Here is an 18,551-nt window from a genome sequence, read left to right as displayed (position 1 = left end):
CCTTACCGGCGGCTTCCTATGCGGTGCGCAGGGCTTCGGTGGGCTGCATCCGGGCCGCGCGCAACGCGGGGAGCAGTCCGGCGACCGCGCCGATCACGATGGCCGCGCCGAGTCCGCCTCCCCAGGCGAGTACCGGAACGACGGTCGCCCAGCCCTTGACGTTGGCGTAGACGGCGGTGGCGACGGTGCCCAACGCCACTCCGGCCACGCCACCGAGCGCGGCGAGCAGGATCGCCTCGCACAGGAACTGCAGCCGGATGTTCCCCTTGGCCGCTCCGAGGGCCCGTCGCAGGCCGATCTCGGAGCGGCGTTCCAGGACGGAGATGACCATGGTGTTGGCCACGCCGATGCCGCCCACGAGCAGGGCCACCGCCCCGAGGCCCAGGAAGAGGCCGCCCAGCGCGGACTGCGTCGCGGCCCTGGCCTCCAGGGCGGCCGAGGGCCGGCTGACGCTGACCTGATCGGCGCTCGCCGGGTTGGCCGTCGCGGCCAGCAGGGACCGGACCCCGGCGACGTGGTCGGTGTCGGCCCGTACGTAGACCATGGACGGGTGGCCGTCGAAGTTCAGGTACTTCTGCGCGGCCGGGAAGCCGACCAGCACCGATGAGTCGATCTCGGGCGCCAGGGTCGCGGGGTTGAGGATCCCCGCGACGTGGAACCACTGCCCGCCGACCCAGATCCGCGTCCCCGGATGCACGGTGTCCATGCCGAGGCGGCCGGCGGCGGCCGAACCGAGCACGGCGACCGGCTGCTCGGCCGTGGCCGCGTTGAGGTACTTGCCCTGGGCGACGGACGTGCGCACCGCCTCGGGCAGGTCCAGGCTCGCGGCGTTCACGGAGATGCCGTTGGTGTTGACGCCCGGGATGTAGGGGTTGCGGAACGCGTTGGCATCGGTCTTGCCGGTGCTCTGGACCGTTTCGACGTACTTGATCCGGCCGATCATCGCCGGTGCGTCGACGGGCAGTTCGGCGGTCCCGCCACCGAGGACCCGGCCCGGGGTGACGGTGAGCAGGTTGGTGCCCAACGTGTCGATCTCGGCCAGCAGTCCGGCCTGCGAGGAGGCCGAGAGCCCCATCACCGCCACCATGGCGGCGACGCCGATGGCGATGCCCAGGGCCGACAGCGCGGCCCGCATCCGCCTCGTCCGCAGCCCGACACTCGCGGTTCGGGCCAGATCGCCCGGACGCATCCGGCCGGGAGGGGCAGCCGTCGTGGTGGTCATGGCAGGTGCCTTTCCGTGGTCGTGGCCTCGCCGTCCGAGCCGACGTCGGCGACGTCGGCGACGTCGGCGACGATGCGACCGTCGAGGACCTCGATGCGGCGCGGCATCCGCGCGGCAAGCTCGCGGTCGTGGGTGATCACCACGATGGTGGTGCCTTCGGCGTTGAGCTCTTTCAACAGCTCGAAGACGGCGGCCCCGCTGACGCTGTCCAGGTTGCCGGTCGGCTCGTCGGCCAGCACGATCGCCGGGTTGCCTGCCAGCGCCCGGGCGATCGCGACCCGCTGGCGTTCGCCTCCGGACAGTTCCGGCGGGCGGTGATCGGCCCGGTGGGCGAGCCCGACCCGGCGCAGCGCCGCGGCCGCCGCCTTCAGCCGCTCGCCGTGCCCGGCGCCCGAGTACAGCATTCCGTCGGCGACGTTCTCCAGGGCGGTGGCGTGGCGGGCCAGGAAGAACTGCTGGAACACGAACCCGATCCGGGTCGCCCGCAGTCGTGCCAGTTCGCGGTCCGACATCGCGGCGACGTCGTCACCGACGATCCGGACGGTTCCCGAGGTGGGGCGGTCGAGGCTGCCCATGACCTGCAGCAGCGTCGACTTCCCCGAACCCGACGGGCCGACGATGGCGACCAGTTCGCCGCGGTGGACGGTGAAGCCCGCCTTGTCCAAGGCCACCACCGGCGACGCGCCCGGATACACCTTGGACACCTCGTGCAACTGGAGGACCGGCCCGGCCGTCTCCCGTGTTCCGCCCACGCGCGCTTCCGTCTCCGTATCCGTACGGGTCATGAGCCCGGCACCACCACGTTCTGACCGGCGAGCAGGCCCTCGCCGGTGACCTGCACGGTGCCGGCACTGTCGTCGAACAGCCCCGTGGTCACCGCGACGAGGGTGTGCTTCCGGTCCTCGTCGACGACCTCCACCGCGTACCCACCGCCGGCGCGCGCCAACAGTGATTCCACCGGGACCGCCAGTACGTCGTCCACGGTCTCGGACACGATCGCGACCTGTACGGGCGCCTGGTCGAGTTCGCCGGTCGCCGACGCGTCCAGCGGCTGGACGAGGACCTCGACGGTCATGCTCTGGTCCGTCTTGGTCGCCACCTTGCCGACCGCCGAGACCACCCCTTCGGTGCTCTTGCCGCTCGGCAGGGTGATCAGCACCTTGTCACCGGCCTTCACGGAAGCCTGCCGGCTCGCGTTGAGCGCGACGGCGACCCGGCGCTCGGTCGAGGAGCCCCTCATCAGCACCCCGCCGCTTCCCGCGGCGCCCCCGACCATCCCGTCGACCTTGGTGACCCTGAGTACGTCCACCGGCAGGAACACCGCTTCCGCGGTCGTCAGCTGCCCGGTCTCCTTGAGGCCGACCGCGTCCTGGAGTTCCATGAGGGCCCGGCGGGTCGCCCGGCTGAAGTAGTCCGACGTGGGATCGAGTTCGTCCTTGCCGGCGTAACCGAGCGCGACGAGGGCGGCGTTCAGCTGCTCGACGTCCGCGCCCTCCATGCCGCGGGACAGATCCCGGTACAGCGGAACGGATCCCTTGAGCAGGACCACCGGCTTGCCGTTCACCCGGTACAGGGCCTTGCCCTGGTCGATCGCCTCGCCGACGGCGGGCAGCTGCGTGACCGTGCCGCTCGCGTTGTTGACCACAGGATGGTCGCCCGCGTACCCGAGTGTCCCGTTCTGCCACGTCCGCGCGGAGAGCCTGCCGCGGGTCACCTTCGCGAGGGAGGTCGCGGAAGCGGCACTGGCGATGGCGGCGTCGTCCTTCGTCCTCGCGTCGAACGGATCGGTGGCGGCGATCCCCGCCGCACCGCCCACGGAGACCAGGGCCACCACGATCGCGGCCGCCCTGACCCGCCGGCGCGGCCGACGGGGGCGCACCTCCTGACCGGTCGGCGGATCGACGGCGTCCGCGTCCGCAGGGATCTGAGTGGCAGTCACGAACCGCTCCCGCGCATCCGCCGTTTCCCGGCCCCATTCCGACCGGCCGCACTGCTGGCGATGACAGCCATTCGACTCTCCGTTGCTCGCTGGATTCCCGGCAGCTTCGTTTCTACGGGCGCGGCGGTTTCGGCAGCGTTTCGTGCCTCCGGCCGGGCCGGAATGCGTACTTCCGGGCGAAACCGTGCGGAAACCGCTGGTAGAACATCCTGGAAGCTCGCTCCTGGACGAGCGTGTCCGATGTGCCGGCGGAGAGAGGGCGACCAGTGCGGGTGCTCGTGGTGGAGGACGACGAGGAAATGGCCCAGACGGTGGCCGTCGGTCTGCGCCGCGCGCGGATGGCCGTCGACGTGGCGCTGGACGGGCCCGGTGGTCTCGAACGCGCGATGTGCAACGACTACGACGTGATCGTGCTCGACCGGGACCTGCCCGGCATGCACGGTGACGCCGTGTGCTCGGAGCTGATCGCGGCCGGGAACCGGAGCCGGGTCCTGATGCTGACCGCCGCGGCGACCGCGGAGGACCTCGTCGACGGTCTCGGCATCGGCGCCGACGACTACCTTCCCAAGCCGTTCGACTTCCCCGTACTGATCGCCCGGATAGGCGCCTTGGCACGCCGGGCGCATCCCGCCGTACCGCCCGTCCTCCGGCACGGGGACCTCGTCGTGGACACCGCCCGGCGCGACGCCCGCCGGGGGGAACGGCAACTGGAGCTCGCGCCGAAGGAGTTCGGCGTCCTGGAGGTGCTGCTGGCCTCCAAGGGCCGCGCCGTTCCGGCCGAGGAGCTCCTGGAGCGGGTCTGGGACGACGCCGCGGACCCCTTCACCAGTGCCGTGAAGATCACGATCAGCCGGCTGCGGGCCAAGCTCGGGAACCCGCCGGTCATCGAGACCGTCGCCAAACGCGGCTACCGGATCTGAGGGCCCGTGCCTGCCATCGCCCGTCTCGCGGGGTACAGGGCCCGCCGACGTCTACCCCGCCGCACCGTGCGCCTGCGGATGACCCTGCTGTACGGGGGGCTCTTCGTCCTGTCCGGAGCCGCCTTGCTGGGCGTCACCTACGTCCTGGTGCAGCGGGCCATCGGCGGGCGGCCGCCCGAACTGTCGATCAACGAAGCGGCCACCGAGCCCGGCGTCATCCCCGCGCAGCCGCCCCCGAGCAGACAGAGCGACCTGACGACGCTCTCGGACCAGGCCCGGGAAGCCATGGCCGGCCAGATCGCGGACGTCAAACACCAGTTGCTGGTCCAGTCCGGGATCGCGCTGGCCCTCATGCTGGTGGTCTCCATCGTGCTCGGCTGGATCGTCGCCGGCCGCATGCTGCGCCCGCTGCGGACGATCACCGCGGCGGCGCAGGAGATCTCGGCGACCAGCCTGCACCAACGACTCGCCCTCGACGGGCCCTCGGACGAACTCAAGGAACTCGGCGACACCTTCGACGGGCTGCTGGCCAGGCTGGAGGACTCGTTCCAGGCGCAGCGCCGGTTCGTCGCCAACGCCTCCCACGAACTGCGTACGCCGCTGGCCCGACAGCGGGCCCTCGGCCAGGTCGCCCTGTCCGACCCCGAGGCGACCGTCGAGTCCCTGCGACAGGCCCACGAACGCATCCTCGCCGCCGGCGCCCAGCAGGAACGGCTGATCGAGGCGCTCCTCACACTGGCCCGCAGTCACGCGGGCATCGAGGTCCGCCGGCCCTTCGACCTGACGGGAATCGTCCGGGAGGTCGTCGGGGCGCGGGCCGACGAGGCGGAGCTGCGGACCGTGACGGTCCACACGTCGTTGGCGACGGCAGCGACGCTGGGGCACCGGCCGCTCGCCGAACGCCTCGTCGTCAACCTCGTGGACAACGCGTTGCGGCACAATACCCCTCACGGTGAGGTACGGGTCACCACCGGGACCGTGGACGGTCACGCCGTCCTCACCGTCACCAACACCGGTCCCCCGGTGCCGCCGGAGGCCGTCGGCCGACTCTTCCAGCCGTTCCAGCGGCTCGGCGCCACCCGGGCCGCACGGGCCGAAGGCCTCGGGCTCGGCCTGTCCATCGTGCAGGCCATCGCCCACGCCCACGACGCCGACCTCACCACCTCCACGAGGCCCGGGGGCGGCCTGAGCGTCACCGTCGCCTTCCCCACCACGCACGAACCCGCACCGCCCGCCCGACGCCGGCCACCCCTGTCGGTGCACTGACGGTAGGGGTACGGCGCGTGATGCCGGGCGGGCCGTCTACTGCGGCGCCGGTCCGGGTCCCCCGGACCGGAACTGCCTGGGGCCGCCGGCGACCTTCTCCAGGATCGGCCGGCACGTCGTGTCGGCCGCCTTGAAGACCGGGCCCTGCGGGTCGACTCCCAGCGTTTCGCCGTTGACGTCGAGCCCGCCCTCGGCGTTGGGGTCGGGGAACTTGGGGACCCCGTTCTCCCGCATGCACTTGGAGTACGCCAGGGAGGCCTCCGCCACCCCGGCGGGCGGGGCGGCGTCGACCGCGGGCAGCAGTTCCTTGCACTTCTTGTCCGCGGCCTGGGACTGCGCCGACTTCATGTCGACGGAGCCGTCGATGTCGAGCAGGCCCTGGGCGTTGGGGTCGGGGAAGTTGGCGACTCCGTTCTCGCGCATGCACTTGGCGTACGCGAGGGTGCTCTTCTTGTCGCCGGAAGCCGCCCCCTTGGAGGCGCTCGGAGCGGCCACGCCGGCGCCGCCGCCGGATTCGCCGCACGCGACCGCGAACAGCATGACGGTCGTCACCCCGGCCATGGAGGCCACCAGCTTCCGGGCCCGCCGCGACCGACCGGTGCTCGTGCTGTTCGGGCGACCGCGGCCAGAGGCACCTTGCATGTCAATCTCCGTCTCTCGTGGACGTTCCCGGCGGCTCCGTCCACGACCGGGCGCGGACGGAGCCGGGACTCTTGATCGAACGCTACGGATCAGAGGGTTTCGGGGAGGTATCACCAACGCCGGTCCGCGAGCGGTCGCGCAGCCGTCCGACCGACGCGATTCGACAGTCGGACGCACACGAAAAGGGGCCTGCCGCGTCGGCAGGCCCCCATGCGGAGGGGATCACGTGAGCACCCCAGGTTGATCAGCGCACCCGACCGCGTGCCTTCAGCGGCACCGGCGGGAGCTCGGGAGCCGGGATCGGAGGGCCGTCGTAGCCCTTCACTTCGCCGTAGCGGTTGCCCTCCATCCAGTCCTTGCGGAACTGGACGATCTCCTCGTTGCTCCGGCCGATCCAGTTCCAGAACCATTGGATCGCCCGACGTTTCCGCAGGTCAGAGCGTTACGAGTCCTTCAAAGTCAGCAAAAGTCAGCATCAGAGCGCTTTGCCAGCGGCACAACCAGGAAGATTCGTCCCTCCCGGAACTGGATTGCAGAACCCGCAACGGACCGCCGAACAAGATCGCTGGTTCGCGTCCCGTAAGCCTCGGAACCAGGGCCGGCCTCGAATTTGGAGACGCAGCACCGGTCAGAGGCGTCAGTAGACGCCCGTCTCACGTATCCCCCATCGAAGTCAGCGCCGCCGCCTGCAAGCATGCCCATTCCCCGGCCTCTGCGAGGTGGCTCGACTGAAGGCCGCTCAGCGGCGGCGGGCTGCTCAGTGGGTCTGCGCCGCGGGCCAGCCTTGGCACGGTAGGAGTGGGTGATGACCGCTTCTGGTTCTGCTCGTGAGGTGCCGCCGTCGAGTGGGTGGGAGGTCCGTCTGTATTGGCGCTGGATCGCGTACAACTCGAAGCTCCAACCGGTTGCGGCGAGAGTGCTTGGCCGGGTGCGGCGACGGGCTTCGTCTTCCCACATGTGGCGGATGATGACGTTGGCGAGCTGACGTTTGTGGGACCGGCGGGCTTCGCGTTCCGTTCCATTCTCCGCGATCTTCCTCGCGACGTAGGAGCGTGCCAGCTCGTGGCACCTGACCTGGGTGACGCGCACGATGTGAAGGATCGAGTTCACGTTCCGGTTGGCGCCCACGTCGAGGCGATGTCTCCGTGCCGTCGGCGCCACGCATTGTGGCGTACGTGGAAGCCCTCGTCGCGCGGTACACAGTGATCGTCCAAGCCGTCCTCGCGCGCGCCGTCCGGACACGGCGGCCCGATACCCCGGCGGCACGGTGATCCGCCGCTGCCGGAGCGCTCATGTACGACCCACTCTCCGGCGGCGGCCGGATCAGCAGACGCCCCGTGGGTCGTGTTGCTCGCCAATCGGCTTTTGATCACCGCACACTGAGGTTCTTCAAGGCAGCCCGTCGATGAAGGGGAGCCCAGATGGCAAGCCAGCCCGTTCTGTTGTTTGACGGAGACTGCGGCTTTTGTGGCCGAACAATCGAGATTGTTCGGCGCATCATCCAGCCGCGTGTGCAATTCGTCCCCTGGCAGTACGCCGACCTCGCCGCCCTGAATGTCACCGAAGACAGAGCCGACCGCGAGGTCCTTTGCCAAGGGTTTTTGTCGGCCGTCTCTCTGCGAGTCGGGGTGTCGTTGACGAGCGGCGACGGCCGCCGCATCGCTGCCCGGCAGGCTGGTGGCCGAAGCCTGTCTCAGCGGAGCGTGCGGTGGTGGCGGCCGGAGCGCCGCAGGTGCAGGACCAGGTAGATCAGGGCGGCAGCGAAGACCGCGATACCGATGATGAGCAGGTAGAGCAGTCCTTCGGCGGCGACGCCGATGATGCCCAGCACGATGGCCACGATGACGAGGATCAGGAAGAGCGTCATGCCGGGCACCTCCTCGATGGGCCGGTCAGCGGCGGGCGAGCTGCCGCTCGCCGTTCGCGCCGGGCTGGTAGGGCAGGCCGTAGTGCGCGAAGACCGCGGCCTCGTCCTCGGCGGGCAGGACGTCGTCCACGCCGATCGCCGGAGACTTCTTCACCAGCGACCGGTCGTAGTCAACCTTGACGTAGCCGGGTCCCGCGATCGCGCCGTTCAAGGGGACGAAGACGAGGCGGTGGCGGGTGGGAAGCCCGACCTGGACGGTGGCCATGGCCGGCTCGTCGGTGCTGGTGTCCACGTAGACGGCCTCGAGCGTGCCGATCTTGTGGCCTGCGGCGTCGACGACGTCGTGGGTGCGCCACTCCCGGATATCCGCGATCTGGATCATCCCGAGCGCCCCTTTCCCGCAGCGGCGTGCCGGTAGGCGTGGCTACTTTCAGCCTGCCCCGCATGGCCCGCCCGCGCCAGCCTGGGCACCCCGCTGCACCAAGAATGCCGGACAGGTGCACAGGCGGTTGGGCGGGACCGTGACAGAGCCCCGGCCGGGTGACTACGGGGCGCCTGGCCGGAGCCCTACGTACGTGGGATGTGGTTCTGCTCAGAAGCCCTCGTCGCGCAGGCGGCGCTCGTCGCGGAGCCGGTCTTCCTCACGGCGCCGCTTGAGCTCGCCGGGGCTCTTGCCGCGGGGGCGCGGTGCGTGGGAGTGCGGGCTCCTCCCGCCCATGCTGACCTCACACGACGTGTCACTTCACGTGTGCGCAAGGGGATTCAGCCGTGCTCTTCCTCCTCGGACTCCATGTGCCGGATTCCCTCGTGGGTGAGGGTGACCATCGCGGGGGTGTTGCCGGGTTCCCAGTCGACGGTGATCAGTCCTTCGCCGGCCAGGTAGGTGCAGGCGGCGGCCAGGTCCTGTTCCGGTACGTGGAGGTCGCGTCGCAGCTGTGCTCCGGTGATGCCGAGGAGTCGGTTGCCTTCGACGGCTTCGTACAGGACCCGGAGCACCTGTTCGCGGTAGGTCTTGCGTTCGCGCAGTGTGGCCATGACCGCGTCCTTTCGTGTGCGGGTGCACTCCGGGGCCAGTAGGGGCTTAGCGGATCTCGTCGGAGTGGGCGCCGGTGCCGACGGGGGTCCGGCTGGCGGCCAGCCACGAACGGGCGGGGCCAGCGGGTGCTGCCGTGTCCACGGTGAGGTGGAGGCGGGTGTCGCCGTCGAGGCCGGGATAGCTGCGCTGTTCCGCTCCGGCGAAGCAGCCGCGGAGGGCTTCCGCGACTGCTCGGGCGGCTTCGGGCGTGTGCGCGATGATCCGTACCTCGGCGTGCCCGAGCGACGGCAGTGTCTGGGTCTCGATGTACTTCACGGGGGCGTGTTCCCTTTCGTTCGGAGGGGGCGAGAGGCCGGCGGGTCGGGGCGCCGTGGCACCCCAACCGCTGCCCCCGGTCGGAGGAAGGTCTGTTCCTCACCGGTCGGCACCCGTGTGGTGGGCTCGACGACCGGTGTCGTCCGGCAGACCGGGAGGTCTCGGCAGGGGGTCGCTGAAGTGGTAGGCCGCGATCCGCGCATCGTGCTGCGCGTTCAGCAGGTGGATCCAGCGCATCCCGACGGCGATCGCGACGATGATCACAGCGATGAGGACGATGGTCTCCACGGAGCTCACCGCCAGCCATTTCCGGGCAGCGGCAGGGTGCTTCGGTCCATCCGGTTCCCGAAGGGGGACATACATGCCCCGCCTTCGCCCTCCCAGGTGTCTTCCCGGCGACCGGCGTCGCGGATGCCACGCCCAACGGCGGCTTCGTTGGCCATCAGCACGCCCGCGGTGAGGACGCTGCCCGGGATCGCCGCGGCGGCCATCAGGCGGGCCGCGGATGCGGGTGCGGTCTCGGGCGGGATGACGAGGAGGTCCCAGCGGCCGACGGTGTAGGAGAGCAGGATCAGCTTGTCGGGGTCCTGTTCGGTGAACCAGCCCACGTGCAGAATGCGCCCGTCCATGGGCACCGTGTGCGGTACTACGGGCCAGCGGGTGGGGTTCACGGTGACGCGGGTGACGCGCCCCCAGGGCTCGTCCAGGGCAGCCACCAACACCGGGAGCTCGGCTTCGAGATCCCGGGAGTAGGGCCACCAGGCACCGTCCAGCTGGCCGGCGAGCGTGGTCTTCGGGGTGAGGGACAAGCGAGCCGGAAGCTCTGCGGCGAGGTCGCGGGGCGCGGTCCGTTCGAAGGTCGTGGTCATGATGTGGACCTGCCCCCGGACTGCCCGTCGGCAGCCCGGTTTTTAGGCGATCGCCGGAAATGACACCCGCGTGAAAGCCGGTGTGCGAAGTACTTCCGGTGCTTTCACTGTACGCCTGTTCGGCGGACTATGACCGCCTTGACCAGGTATTTTCCAGTGGAGGGGCTGTGGAGAGCGACGGTGCGGGCGACGGGAGTACCGTGGAACGGCGGCAAGCTCAAGTGCGCCGTCGGCCGGGCACCGGTGCTGACCTGCGACGGGACGGCTGCACCCCGTTGACGGGCGGATCCACATGGCTGACTCCGACATTCCCCACGGGCCACCCCTGCTCCTGCCGGATGCGATCCACCAGGCGGTCAAACCTGGCACGGCCCTGCTGCGGCTGGAGACCACACGGTCCCGGGAGGGGCGCCTCGACGGCGCGTGGTGGCCCCGCACCCGCGACATCGAGACCGAGCTGCCCGCGCTGATCAGCGTGTTGACCGGGCACCTCGGGCCGATCACCCGCGTGGGCGTGGACGCATCCGCCTGGAACGGCCTGCCGACCCGCCTGGTCATCGACGACCAGGTCGTGCACCTCGACTCCGACCCGGTCGGCGACGACACCGTCCTCATCACCCGCGGCCACAACGACCACTTCGCCCTGCTGGTGGTTCCCCCGGACACAACCGCCGACGCCGCCCGCGAAGCGATGGCCCGCGCCGTCCACGCCGACAACACCACCGAGGCCGCTCAGATCCTCATCGCCACCACACCCGAACCTGAATAGGACCAAGCCGTCGAACTGGGAGTTCGCTGAAGAGCGGATGGCCAGACCAGCCGGGCACTCCATACACCTGGCCGACGGACGCCACGACCCCGACCACAGCCAGTAGCACGCAGGAGAAGGGCTCTACAGCGCCTCGTATTACTGAAGGGCAAACCGCAGACCTGGCCCGCCGACCATCTCGACCTCTTGGCGGACCACACACTGCTCGGATTCTCTGACCGCATGGACGCGGTCGCCCGATTCCTCAAAGAGGGCACTCCCCTGGAACGTCCAGTCACCCCGGAGCCGGAGGCCTCCCGCACTCACACGGCCCTCCGTGACCGCTTGGCGGACACGACGGGACGAGCGAGGCCGTTGTCACTTGTACACAAGATCCGCCACGCACCCACGAACACACTTCGGCGACGGATCGCACGCCTCGGCCGGATCCGCCGGGAAGGTCGTGGGAGCCGACGGCGCAACGGCCGCCGCCACTGTCCTTTGCAGGCAAGGCAACTCAACGCAGCCCGAGACCAGATCTGACTACTCGTCAGCAAAGTCAGAAAAGGTCAGCATCCGTCCGACCAAAGTTGATTACAGCTTGCAACACGTGAGACTCGACCACCGGCACCGGAGGCTGTCGGACCACGTCCGGCAACCTCCCTTCCGAAACCGGAAGCGGAGCACTGGGTGCGAGCACCGCACCCAGCCCAGGCCTGCATAAAGCAGCAGGTCAACGCAGCCTTCCCCTGGGCTTCAGGTGGGTCGGAGGCAGTTCCGGGGAGGGAATCGGAGGGCCGTCATAGCCCTTCACTTCACCAAACCTCGTCCCATTCATCCAGTCTTCTCGGGCCTGCGCGATATCATCGTGTGACCGTCCGATCCAGTTCCAGAACGTAACACGAGATATCCGTCTTCGTTCAGGTCAGGAACGCATTGCGCCCTCCAGCGTCAGCAAAAGGTCAGCATTGGCGCCCGAGGAGTCCCGCACCGCATGGCAACGAAGTCGCTCGCCCACGGCATGGGCACCTTCTACAAGGACTGCGAGCACGCCCCATCCCGCTGGTCGAAGTGTCCTCACGAGTACAAGATCCGTTACCGCAGCGCGGCGGGGAAGCAGACCGAGGAGGCGGGCTTCTCCACCCAGGAGAAGGCGATCGACCGCCTCACCACGGTCTACCAGGAGAAGAAGGCAGCCCCCAGGAACCAGAGCAAGGCCGAGCGCATCCAGAAGTACGGCGCGATGCAGTTCCGCGAGTACACCGCGGAGTGGAAGGCCGGCCAGCGCGACCTCGCCGAGTCCTCGCTCCGCACCCTGGAGTCCCTGCTCGAGCACCACATCCTCCCGACCATCGGCAGCCGCCGGATGAGCACCTTCGACCACAAGGTCGTCGACGGCTTCATCCGCACCATGGAACGCAACGGCGCCGGCCTCGCCACCCAGTCCAACGCCTTCGACAAGGTCAAGTCGATCCTCCTGGACGCCTACCGACTCGGCATCTACACCGAGAACCCCGTCCTGGGCGTCAAGCCCCCGCAGTACGACCCGGAACGCGCGGTCATCCCCTCCCCCGCCCAGCTCCGCGACATACGCACCGCCGGCGACGACCGGTTCCTCCTCATCGCCGACCTCATGAGCGGCTGCGGCATGCGCAACGGCGAGGCCTTCGCCGTCAACCTCAACAACCTCGTCGCGAGCGACGTCTACCGCATCACCGAACAGGTCAACCAGACCACCAAGACCTACGGCCGCCTCAAGCACCGCAAGCCCACCGACTACCGCGACGTCCCCCTCCCGGCCCGCGTCCGCGAGACCATCGAGTGGTACGCCGACAAACACGGCACGGTCGACGGCTACCTCCTCCGCCACCCCATGGACCCCACGAAGCCGTTCCTCGCCTACTACCTCCAGAACCAGTGGCAGCGCATCAAGCGCGCCGGCGAGGTGGACGTCCCCGACGGCATGGTGATCTACAGCCTCCGCCACTTCTTCGCCTCGAACTGCCTCACCAACGGCATCCCCATCACCGACGTCGCCGAATGGATGGGCCACAAGAGCCTCGACATCACCTTCAAGATCTACCGCCACCTCATGCCCGGCTCCATCGGCAAAGCCGCCAAGATCCTCGACGTCGGCTTGGCCGCGTGATGCCTTCGTAGGGCAAACGCTTCACATGAGGTGCCATCGAGAACAGGTTGGCGACCAACCAACGACACGCGCGACCGCTCCCGGAAGATGACGGATGCATCCGTGGGTTACGCGGTAGGCCAGGCGGAGTGCGCCAGGCAGACAGGTCGGCCGCGACGAGGCTCCGGGCAGCACCGGCGGTGCCGTGCGACTCAGTACAGGCGGTCCGGGGCCGCCACTGTCGCGACGGCCCCGGGTCCTCCTCCGGTGACGTCAAACGAGCCAGCGCTTGCCTCGGACGAGGGGCAGGCTCTGCCAGATGCTGCCCAGGCCCCAGGTACGGCCGGCTCCGAACGCCGCGATGGTCACCAGGACCGCCGCGTACAGGACGTGATAGTCCACCAACGGATTCGTGGACATGCTGAGGCTGCCGTCCGACAGGTGCCTGGCAGGGGGCCACTCGGCGGCCCACATGAGCGCCATCATCGTGGTGCCCGCAGCAGCCGCGACACGTAGAGCGACCCCGCTCGCCAAAGCGATACCGATGCCGAGCAGTCCCAGCATGAAGGTCCAGTCGGCCCAGGCCGCCCCGGCCCAGGAATGGAACGTCTCCTCCAGCGGCCCGGCAGAGACGTGGCTCAGAAAGCCCTTGGTCGGAGACCCGCCATCGACCCATCCCCTACCCGCCGGGGTCGCGTATCCCCAGCCGAACGTCTTGTCACCGAAAGCCCAGAGGAACGTGAACGCGGTCAGCAGCCGGGTCGCTGCCGCGACCCGCGCGACGGTCAGAGGCGTGGTGAGTTCATCAGCCGCGGTACCGGACGCTGTGGCCGAGGTGGCCTTGCGCCACCCGGCGAAGCGCATTCCCGGCTGACGGTGCTGGCCCTGGTGCTGGTGCTGGTTGAGAGCCATGTCGTAGGGACCTTTCCTCATGGGCAGGCCCTGTGCGTGCCCATGGCCAATGTCCCCGCACGGAGGGCGCGGGCCATGGGGGCGGACGGCCTACGCCGCGCAGCCAATGGTCCCTCAGAGCCGCGCGGTTCACCGCCGATCTCGGAAGCGGGGGCAGAGTGCGGGGGGGCCGGAAGGTTCGCTCTCGCTGCGGTGAAGGCCCTGTTGGCCGAGAGAGGGGGCCGACAGGCCCCTGGGAGCCCGCTGCACCCTTCGGAACAGTGAGGTCTGCACGAGGCAAGGAGTCTCGTGGACGACGGACAAGGGAGGTGAGTGCCATGGCCGGTCTCCTTGCCATCGGCGCCATCACATCGATCGGTCTCGGCGCCATCCTCACGTTCGCTGTCGACTGGCAATGGCGCACCGCCGACCGGCCGCTCGTCGGACTGATCATGATGGGCGTCGGCCTCATCGCTCTCGCTGCCGCCACGAGCCTGGACCGTCAGGGCAGTGGTACCGGAAGGTCGACAGGACTGTGATCGTCCCCGCCCTGGGCCGAAGGGCCCTCGGGAGCCAGCCGGACAGCATCTTGGCCGGGCGCTGGTCGGCAAGTAGGCGAGGAAGGAGGCATTGGCCTGGGAGAGCTGGCCGGAGCTGCCCCGGTGAGGGACCGGCTGCCGACACGCGACTCATCGCAAGGCGGGGCACGTGTACGTCCCCCGGATACGAGATCTCCAGCAGCACCGGAGGGACCAACGGACCTGGCGACCAGGCCCCTCGGCTCCTGTGGGACGTGCTGGCAGGGGAGTTGACTGGACGGAGTGGCGGGGAGGCACCTCGCCCTTCGAAGGGCATGGCCATGACGAACGAAACCCAGAACTCCCACGCCTATCTGGTCGGCGGAGGCATCGCCTCGCTGGCCGCGGCGGTCTTCCTCGTACGGGACGCGGGGATGCCCGGCGAGAACATCCGCATCCTCGAGGAACTGCCGCAGACCGGCGGCGCACTCGACGGCAGTGGCGCACCGGACACCGGCTACGTCGCCCGGGGTGGCCGGATGCTGGAGGACGAAGCCTACGTCTGCCTGTGGAACCTCCTGGCGGCGATCCCCACGCTCGGCAACGACAACGTGTCCGTCCTGCAGGAGACCGAGGAGTTCAACGCCCGCTGGCTCACCCACGCCAACGCCCGGCTCATCGACGCCTCCGGCCGAATCCTCGACGCCTCAGAGCTGGGCTTCACCACTGCCGACCGGGTGGAGATGGCCCGTCTGCTCGCCTTGCCCGAGTCCGTCATCGGCGCGCGCCGGATCGAGGACTTCTTCTCCGAGCACTTCTTCACCACCAACTTCTGGGCGATGTGGCGCACCACCTTCGCCTTCCAGAACTGGCACAGCGCCATCGAGCTCAAGCGCTACTTCCTGCGCTTCCTCCAGGAACTCCCCCGTATCCACACCCTCGCCGGAGTACGACGCACGCGGCTGAACCAGTACGACTCGATCGTTCTGCCGGTACAGGCGTGGCTGGAACGGCAGGGAGTCCGCATCGAGCACGGAATCCGAGTCACCGACGTGGAGTTCGCCGTCGGCGAGGCCGGCGAGCGCCGGGCCGAGCGCATCCTCTTCGAGCGGGACGGCACAGCGGGATCGTACGGAATCGGGCCGCAGGACTACGCGTTCATCACCATCGGCTCCATGACCGCGGACGCCCGCTACGGAGGCGACGACACCGTCCCCGAGCTGGTCCGCGACAAGCGCGACGGGGCCTGGAACCTGTGGGAGACGCTGGCCCGCAAGGCTCCGGACTTCGGTCGGCCCGGGGCCTTCAACGGCAACGTCGACGAGGCCAAGTGGGAGTCGTTCACCTTGACGATGCGCAGTCCGGCGCTGCTCAAGCGAATCGAGGAGTTCTCCGGCAATGCCCCCGGCACGGGGGCGCTGATGACGTTCAAGGACTCGCGCTGGCTGATGTCGGTGGTCGTGCCCCACCAGCCGCACTTCGCCGGCCAGCCCGAGGACGTCTTCACCCTCTGGGGGTACGGGCTGTTCGTGGACGAACCGGGCGAGTTGACCGGCAAGAGGATGTCGGAGGCCACGGGACAGGAGATCCTCGTCGAACTGCTCGGGCACCTCGGCTTCGACGACATCGCCGACGAGGTGTGCGCCACCACTGCCGTCACGACGGTGATGATGCCTTACATCACCAGCCAGTTCGAGCGCCGTGACATCCACGACCGGCCGCTGGTGATCCCCTCCGGGTCGACAAACTTCGCCTTCCTCGGGCAGTTCACCGAGATCCCCGAAGACGTCGTCTTCACCGTCGAGTACTCCGTCCGCGGGGCGATGCACGCGGTGTACGAACTGCTGGGCGTCGACAAGGAGGTTCCGGCCGTCTACCACGCGCTGTCCGACCCGTTGACGGCACTGCGTGCCCTCAAGGCCGTCTTCGCCTGAGCTGCGGCTCACCTCTCCCAACAGCACGGCTCGCCGTTTCAGACCGGAGGTCCTTCCGTGTTCCACCCCGCGCCAACCTCTCCACCCGATCTCGGGGTCCGCCGGTCCCGGGCGATCACCGTCGGGCTCGACGGATCCCGCGAGAGCCTGGCCTCCGTCGCCTGGGCCGCGGACGAAGCGCGCCGACGCGGTCTCGCCCTTCGCCTCGTGCACGTGTGGGGCCTGGAACCGGACGTCCATTCACCGCTCATCGGCTCTCGCACCCGGCAGGAGCCGTACGACGTGGACCCGCGCTCCACGGCCGAGCGGATACGGCGCACGCATCCGGGCCTGGACGTGGTCGCGCAGGAGCTGTGCGGCGAGCCGGCCACCGTTCTGTGCGGGGCCGCCGAGGAGTCCGAGCTGTTGGTGCTCGGTTCCCGCGGTCTGAGCGGGGTCGCCGGGTTCGTGTCCGGTTCGGTGGCCCTGTCCGTGGTCGCCCGTACCCGGCATCCTGTCGTCCTGGTTCCGGGCCGCGCTCCGATCCCGAACGGCGGCATCGTCCTCGGCCTGGACCTCTCGCACCCGTGCGACGAAGTTCTGGACCACGCCTTCTCCCGGGCCCACCGGCTCGGTGTACCCCTGCGAGTCGTACACAGCCCGCATACCCAGCGGGGGCTCGGCAGCGATGCGGCACTGACCGCTTCGGCCATGGCGCCCGGAGCTGCGGACGCGAGGACCGCACGAGACCTGACGCAGGTGATCGAGCAGTGGCGGCATGCGTACCCCGGCCTGCGCGTCACAGGGGAGATCCGCCCCGGCCACCCCGCGCGACGGTTGGTGGAGGCTTCCCACACGGCCGGCCTCCTCGTCATGGGCCGCCGCAACCGCCAATCCCGGCTCGGTCCCCACACCGGAGGCGTGACCCGTGCGGTCCTGCACCACTGCCGGACGCCGGTGGCCGTCATCCCCCACGACTGACCATTCACAGCGCTCCGCATCGCCGTTGCCCGCGTTCCCTCTGTGAGGGACGCGGGCCGCTTCGCGTACCAGGTGCTCAGTGACTGGTGTGGGCACCGCGCACGTCCGTGTCCGGCACAGCCACTGTCCGGCCGGGCGACGAGGGACGTTCGGCCCGTTCCCCGGGTCTCCTGGACCATCGCTCCCCCACGGTACGGAACGGAAGGGTGGGACACACACCGCCGGCGACGGACGACGGTACTCGCCCCATAGGCTCCGGAGGAAACACCATGTCACGTACGGTCATTGCGGGAATCGACGGATCCCCTGCATCTCTTGCCGCCGCCGAGTGGGCCGCCCGGGAAGCCCGGCGGCGCCGGCTCCCCCTCAAGCTGTTGCACGCCATGGAAGAGTGGATCCCGCCCTACGGATACGCGTCGCAGACCGAGGCCACCCCGTCACCCCAGTACTGGGGTGAGCGCATCCCCCGGGAGGTCGCGTTGCAGTTGACCGAGCGACACCCCGGCCTGGAGATCACCACGGAGCAGGTGGACGGGCGGCCGCTGACCGTCCTGGTCGCTGCCGCACAGGAGGCCGAGGTACTGGTACTCGGCTCGCGCGGACTGGGGGCGATGACAGGATTCCTCGTCGGATCCGTCTCCCAGGCCGTGCTCGCCCAGGCCAAGCGCCCGGTCGTGGTCGTGCGGCCGGGCGCCTGGCTGGACGCCGACTGCCTGCCCGCGTCTGATGGTGACGCACCACGGAAAGACAACGACCGGCCTGTCGTGCTCGGGCTGGACCTCTCCCACCCGTCTGCCGAGCTCCTCGACCACGCCTTCGACGCGGCGTCCGTAGGCCGGGCCCCACTGCGTGTGATCCACCGCTGGAGCATGCCGCCCGCCTTCGCGTTCGACCCGGCGCTGCTCGCGCCCGTGGTACGGGACGGCATGGCGACCTCCACGGCGACGGCGCTCGCCGACGAACTGCGGCCCTGGCGTGACAAGTACCCCGAAGTCCGTGTCGAAGTGGACTGCTCGGCGGGGCAACCCGCCAACCAGCTCGTCGAAGCCTCGGCAGACGCCTCACTGGTCGTCGTCGGCCGGCGGATACGCCGCTCCGCCCTCGGCACCCATCTCGGCCCGGTCGCCCACGCTGTCCTCCACCACGCCACAGCCCCGGTCGCGGTCGTACCCCACGCTTGAAGCGATCACGTGTGCCGGGTTGCCCTGACCGTCCGTGGCTGACCACAGACCTGGGAGCAACCCATGCGCGCCGAGCCCGGCCGGGTGATGTCCACCGGCCGGGCTCGGCGTCTGC

The 18,551-nt window shown here is 69.5% G+C and carries 21 protein-coding genes and 2 pseudogenes; 9 read left to right on the top strand and 14 right to left on the bottom strand.

What is annotated here, in order from left to right; genetic code table 11:
• Positions 1–16: 16 nt before the first annotated feature.
• From ACFYYJ_RS04760 to ACFYYJ_RS04750, 3 genes are read right to left on the bottom strand one after another with little or no spacing between them, the layout of a single operon-like run.
• A complete protein-coding gene (locus tag ACFYYJ_RS04760) occupies positions 17–1,222 on the bottom strand; it encodes an ABC transporter permease (protein ID WP_389128470.1) in 1,206 nt (401 codons plus the stop codon).
• Positions 1,219–2,007 (bottom strand): ABC transporter ATP-binding protein, encoded by a 789-nt coding sequence (locus ACFYYJ_RS04755; protein WP_389128467.1) that lies wholly within the window; start codon positions 2,005–2,007, stop codon positions 1,219–1,221. The genes ACFYYJ_RS04760 and ACFYYJ_RS04755 overlap by 4 nt, the downstream gene beginning before the upstream one ends.
• On the bottom strand, positions 2,004–3,161 hold the full coding sequence (locus tag ACFYYJ_RS04750) for a peptidoglycan-binding protein (protein WP_389128464.1): 1,158 nt from the start codon (positions 3,159–3,161) through the stop codon (positions 2,004–2,006). The genes ACFYYJ_RS04755 and ACFYYJ_RS04750 overlap by 4 nt, the downstream gene beginning before the upstream one ends.
• Positions 3,162–3,427: 266 nt before the next feature.
• Between ACFYYJ_RS04750 and ACFYYJ_RS04745 the strand changes: the two genes are divergently transcribed.
• Together ACFYYJ_RS04745 and ACFYYJ_RS04740 are read left to right on the top strand one after the other, a co-directional pair.
• Positions 3,428–4,081, top strand: a complete 654-nt coding sequence (locus ACFYYJ_RS04745; RefSeq protein WP_385127084.1) for a response regulator transcription factor — start codon at positions 3,428–3,430, stop codon at positions 4,079–4,081.
• A gap of 78 nt (positions 4,082–4,159) precedes the next feature.
• Complete coding sequence (locus tag ACFYYJ_RS04740) at positions 4,160–5,347, top strand: sensor histidine kinase (protein ID WP_389128461.1); 1,188 nt, start codon at positions 4,160–4,162, stop codon at positions 5,345–5,347.
• Between the two features lie 36 nt (positions 5,348–5,383).
• On the opposite strand, the gene ACFYYJ_RS04735 is transcribed toward ACFYYJ_RS04740, so the two are convergent.
• Together ACFYYJ_RS04735 and ACFYYJ_RS04730 are read right to left on the bottom strand one after the other, a co-directional pair.
• Complete coding sequence (locus ACFYYJ_RS04735) at positions 5,384–5,989, bottom strand: hypothetical protein (protein ID WP_389128459.1); 606 nt, start codon at positions 5,987–5,989, stop codon at positions 5,384–5,386.
• A 244-nt stretch (positions 5,990–6,233) separates the two neighbouring features.
• Positions 6,234–6,395 (bottom strand): annotated as a pseudogene (locus tag ACFYYJ_RS04730) (pirin); the annotation flags it as partial.
• A 1,015-nt stretch (positions 6,396–7,410) separates the two neighbouring features.
• Here ACFYYJ_RS04730 and ACFYYJ_RS04725 point away from each other — a divergent pair.
• Positions 7,411–7,737 (top strand): DCC1-like thiol-disulfide oxidoreductase family protein, encoded by a 327-nt coding sequence (locus ACFYYJ_RS04725; protein WP_389128456.1) that lies wholly within the window; start codon positions 7,411–7,413, stop codon positions 7,735–7,737.
• Here ACFYYJ_RS04725 and ACFYYJ_RS04720 read toward each other — a convergent pair.
• From ACFYYJ_RS04720 to ACFYYJ_RS04690, 7 genes are all read right to left on the bottom strand, one after another.
• The gene (locus ACFYYJ_RS04720; protein ID WP_384579408.1) at positions 7,683–7,856 is read right to left on the bottom strand and encodes a hypothetical protein; all 174 of its coding nucleotides are present in this window, start codon (positions 7,854–7,856) and stop codon (positions 7,683–7,685) included. The two genes, ACFYYJ_RS04725 and ACFYYJ_RS04720, sit on opposite strands and share 55 nt — an antisense overlap.
• 25 nt (positions 7,857–7,881) lie before the next feature.
• Positions 7,882–8,238: a PRC-barrel domain-containing protein gene (locus ACFYYJ_RS04715; protein WP_389128453.1), complete on the bottom strand. Its 357-nt coding sequence runs from the start codon at positions 8,236–8,238 to the stop codon at positions 7,882–7,884.
• Positions 8,239–8,448: 210 nt separating this feature from the next.
• Positions 8,449–8,574, bottom strand: a complete 126-nt coding sequence (locus ACFYYJ_RS04710; protein WP_384579406.1) for a hypothetical protein — start codon at positions 8,572–8,574, stop codon at positions 8,449–8,451.
• Between the two features lie 44 nt (positions 8,575–8,618).
• Positions 8,619–8,891 (bottom strand): hypothetical protein, encoded by a 273-nt coding sequence (locus ACFYYJ_RS04705; protein ID WP_384579405.1) that lies wholly within the window; start codon positions 8,889–8,891, stop codon positions 8,619–8,621.
• Positions 8,892–8,937: 46 nt separating this feature from the next.
• Positions 8,938–9,207 carry a hypothetical protein gene (locus ACFYYJ_RS04700; RefSeq protein WP_384579404.1) on the bottom strand — a complete coding sequence of 90 codons (270 nt, stop codon included), beginning with the start codon at positions 9,205–9,207 and terminating at the stop codon, positions 8,938–8,940.
• A 99-nt stretch (positions 9,208–9,306) separates the two neighbouring features.
• Complete coding sequence (locus ACFYYJ_RS04695; RefSeq protein WP_384579403.1) at positions 9,307–9,495, bottom strand: hypothetical protein; 189 nt, start codon at positions 9,493–9,495, stop codon at positions 9,307–9,309.
• Positions 9,496–9,500: 5 nt separating this feature from the next.
• A complete protein-coding gene (locus tag ACFYYJ_RS04690; protein WP_384579402.1) occupies positions 9,501–10,076 on the bottom strand; it encodes a DUF5994 family protein in 576 nt (191 codons plus the stop codon).
• A gap of 292 nt (positions 10,077–10,368) precedes the next feature.
• Between ACFYYJ_RS04690 and ACFYYJ_RS04685 the strand changes: the two genes are divergently transcribed.
• A complete protein-coding gene (locus ACFYYJ_RS04685) occupies positions 10,369–10,845 on the top strand; it encodes a DUF5994 family protein (protein ID WP_389128448.1) in 477 nt (158 codons plus the stop codon).
• 712 nt (positions 10,846–11,557) lie between these two features.
• Here the strand turns inward: ACFYYJ_RS04685 and ACFYYJ_RS04680 are convergent.
• Positions 11,558–11,725: pseudogene (locus tag ACFYYJ_RS04680) on the bottom strand (pirin family protein); the annotation flags it as partial.
• Between the two features lie 93 nt (positions 11,726–11,818).
• Between ACFYYJ_RS04680 and ACFYYJ_RS04675 the strand changes: the two are divergent.
• Entirely contained in the window at positions 11,819–12,973 is a 1,155-nt protein-coding gene (locus ACFYYJ_RS04675) for a tyrosine-type recombinase/integrase (RefSeq protein WP_389128446.1), read from the top strand.
• Between the two features lie 252 nt (positions 12,974–13,225).
• Here ACFYYJ_RS04675 and ACFYYJ_RS04670 read toward each other — a convergent pair whose 3' ends face one another.
• The gene (locus ACFYYJ_RS04670) at positions 13,226–13,864 is read right to left on the bottom strand and encodes a hypothetical protein (protein ID WP_389128444.1); all 639 of its coding nucleotides are present in this window, start codon (positions 13,862–13,864) and stop codon (positions 13,226–13,228) included.
• Between the two features lie 317 nt (positions 13,865–14,181).
• On the opposite strand from ACFYYJ_RS04670, the gene ACFYYJ_RS04665 reads away from it, so the two are divergent.
• The 4 genes from ACFYYJ_RS04665 (at position 14,182) to ACFYYJ_RS04650 (ending at position 18,436) form a co-directional block, all read left to right on the top strand.
• On the top strand, positions 14,182–14,382 hold the full coding sequence (locus tag ACFYYJ_RS04665) for a hypothetical protein (RefSeq protein WP_389128442.1): 201 nt from the start codon (positions 14,182–14,184) through the stop codon (positions 14,380–14,382).
• Positions 14,383–14,702: 320 nt separating this feature from the next.
• A complete protein-coding gene (locus ACFYYJ_RS04660; RefSeq protein WP_389128440.1) occupies positions 14,703–16,295 on the top strand; it encodes an oleate hydratase in 1,593 nt (530 codons plus the stop codon).
• A gap of 57 nt (positions 16,296–16,352) precedes the next feature.
• Complete coding sequence (locus ACFYYJ_RS04655) at positions 16,353–17,255, top strand: universal stress protein (RefSeq protein ID WP_389128437.1); 903 nt, start codon at positions 16,353–16,355, stop codon at positions 17,253–17,255.
• A gap of 269 nt (positions 17,256–17,524) precedes the next feature.
• A complete protein-coding gene (locus tag ACFYYJ_RS04650; RefSeq protein ID WP_389128435.1) occupies positions 17,525–18,436 on the top strand; it encodes a universal stress protein in 912 nt (303 codons plus the stop codon).
• The last annotated feature ends 115 nt before the right edge of the window (positions 18,437–18,551 follow it).

It is taken from the genome of Streptomyces sp. NPDC002467, from assembly GCF_042889825.1.
Lineage (GTDB): Bacteria > Actinomycetota > Actinomycetes > Streptomycetales > Streptomycetaceae > Streptomyces.
This window is presented reverse-complemented; position numbering and strand designations above follow the sequence as displayed.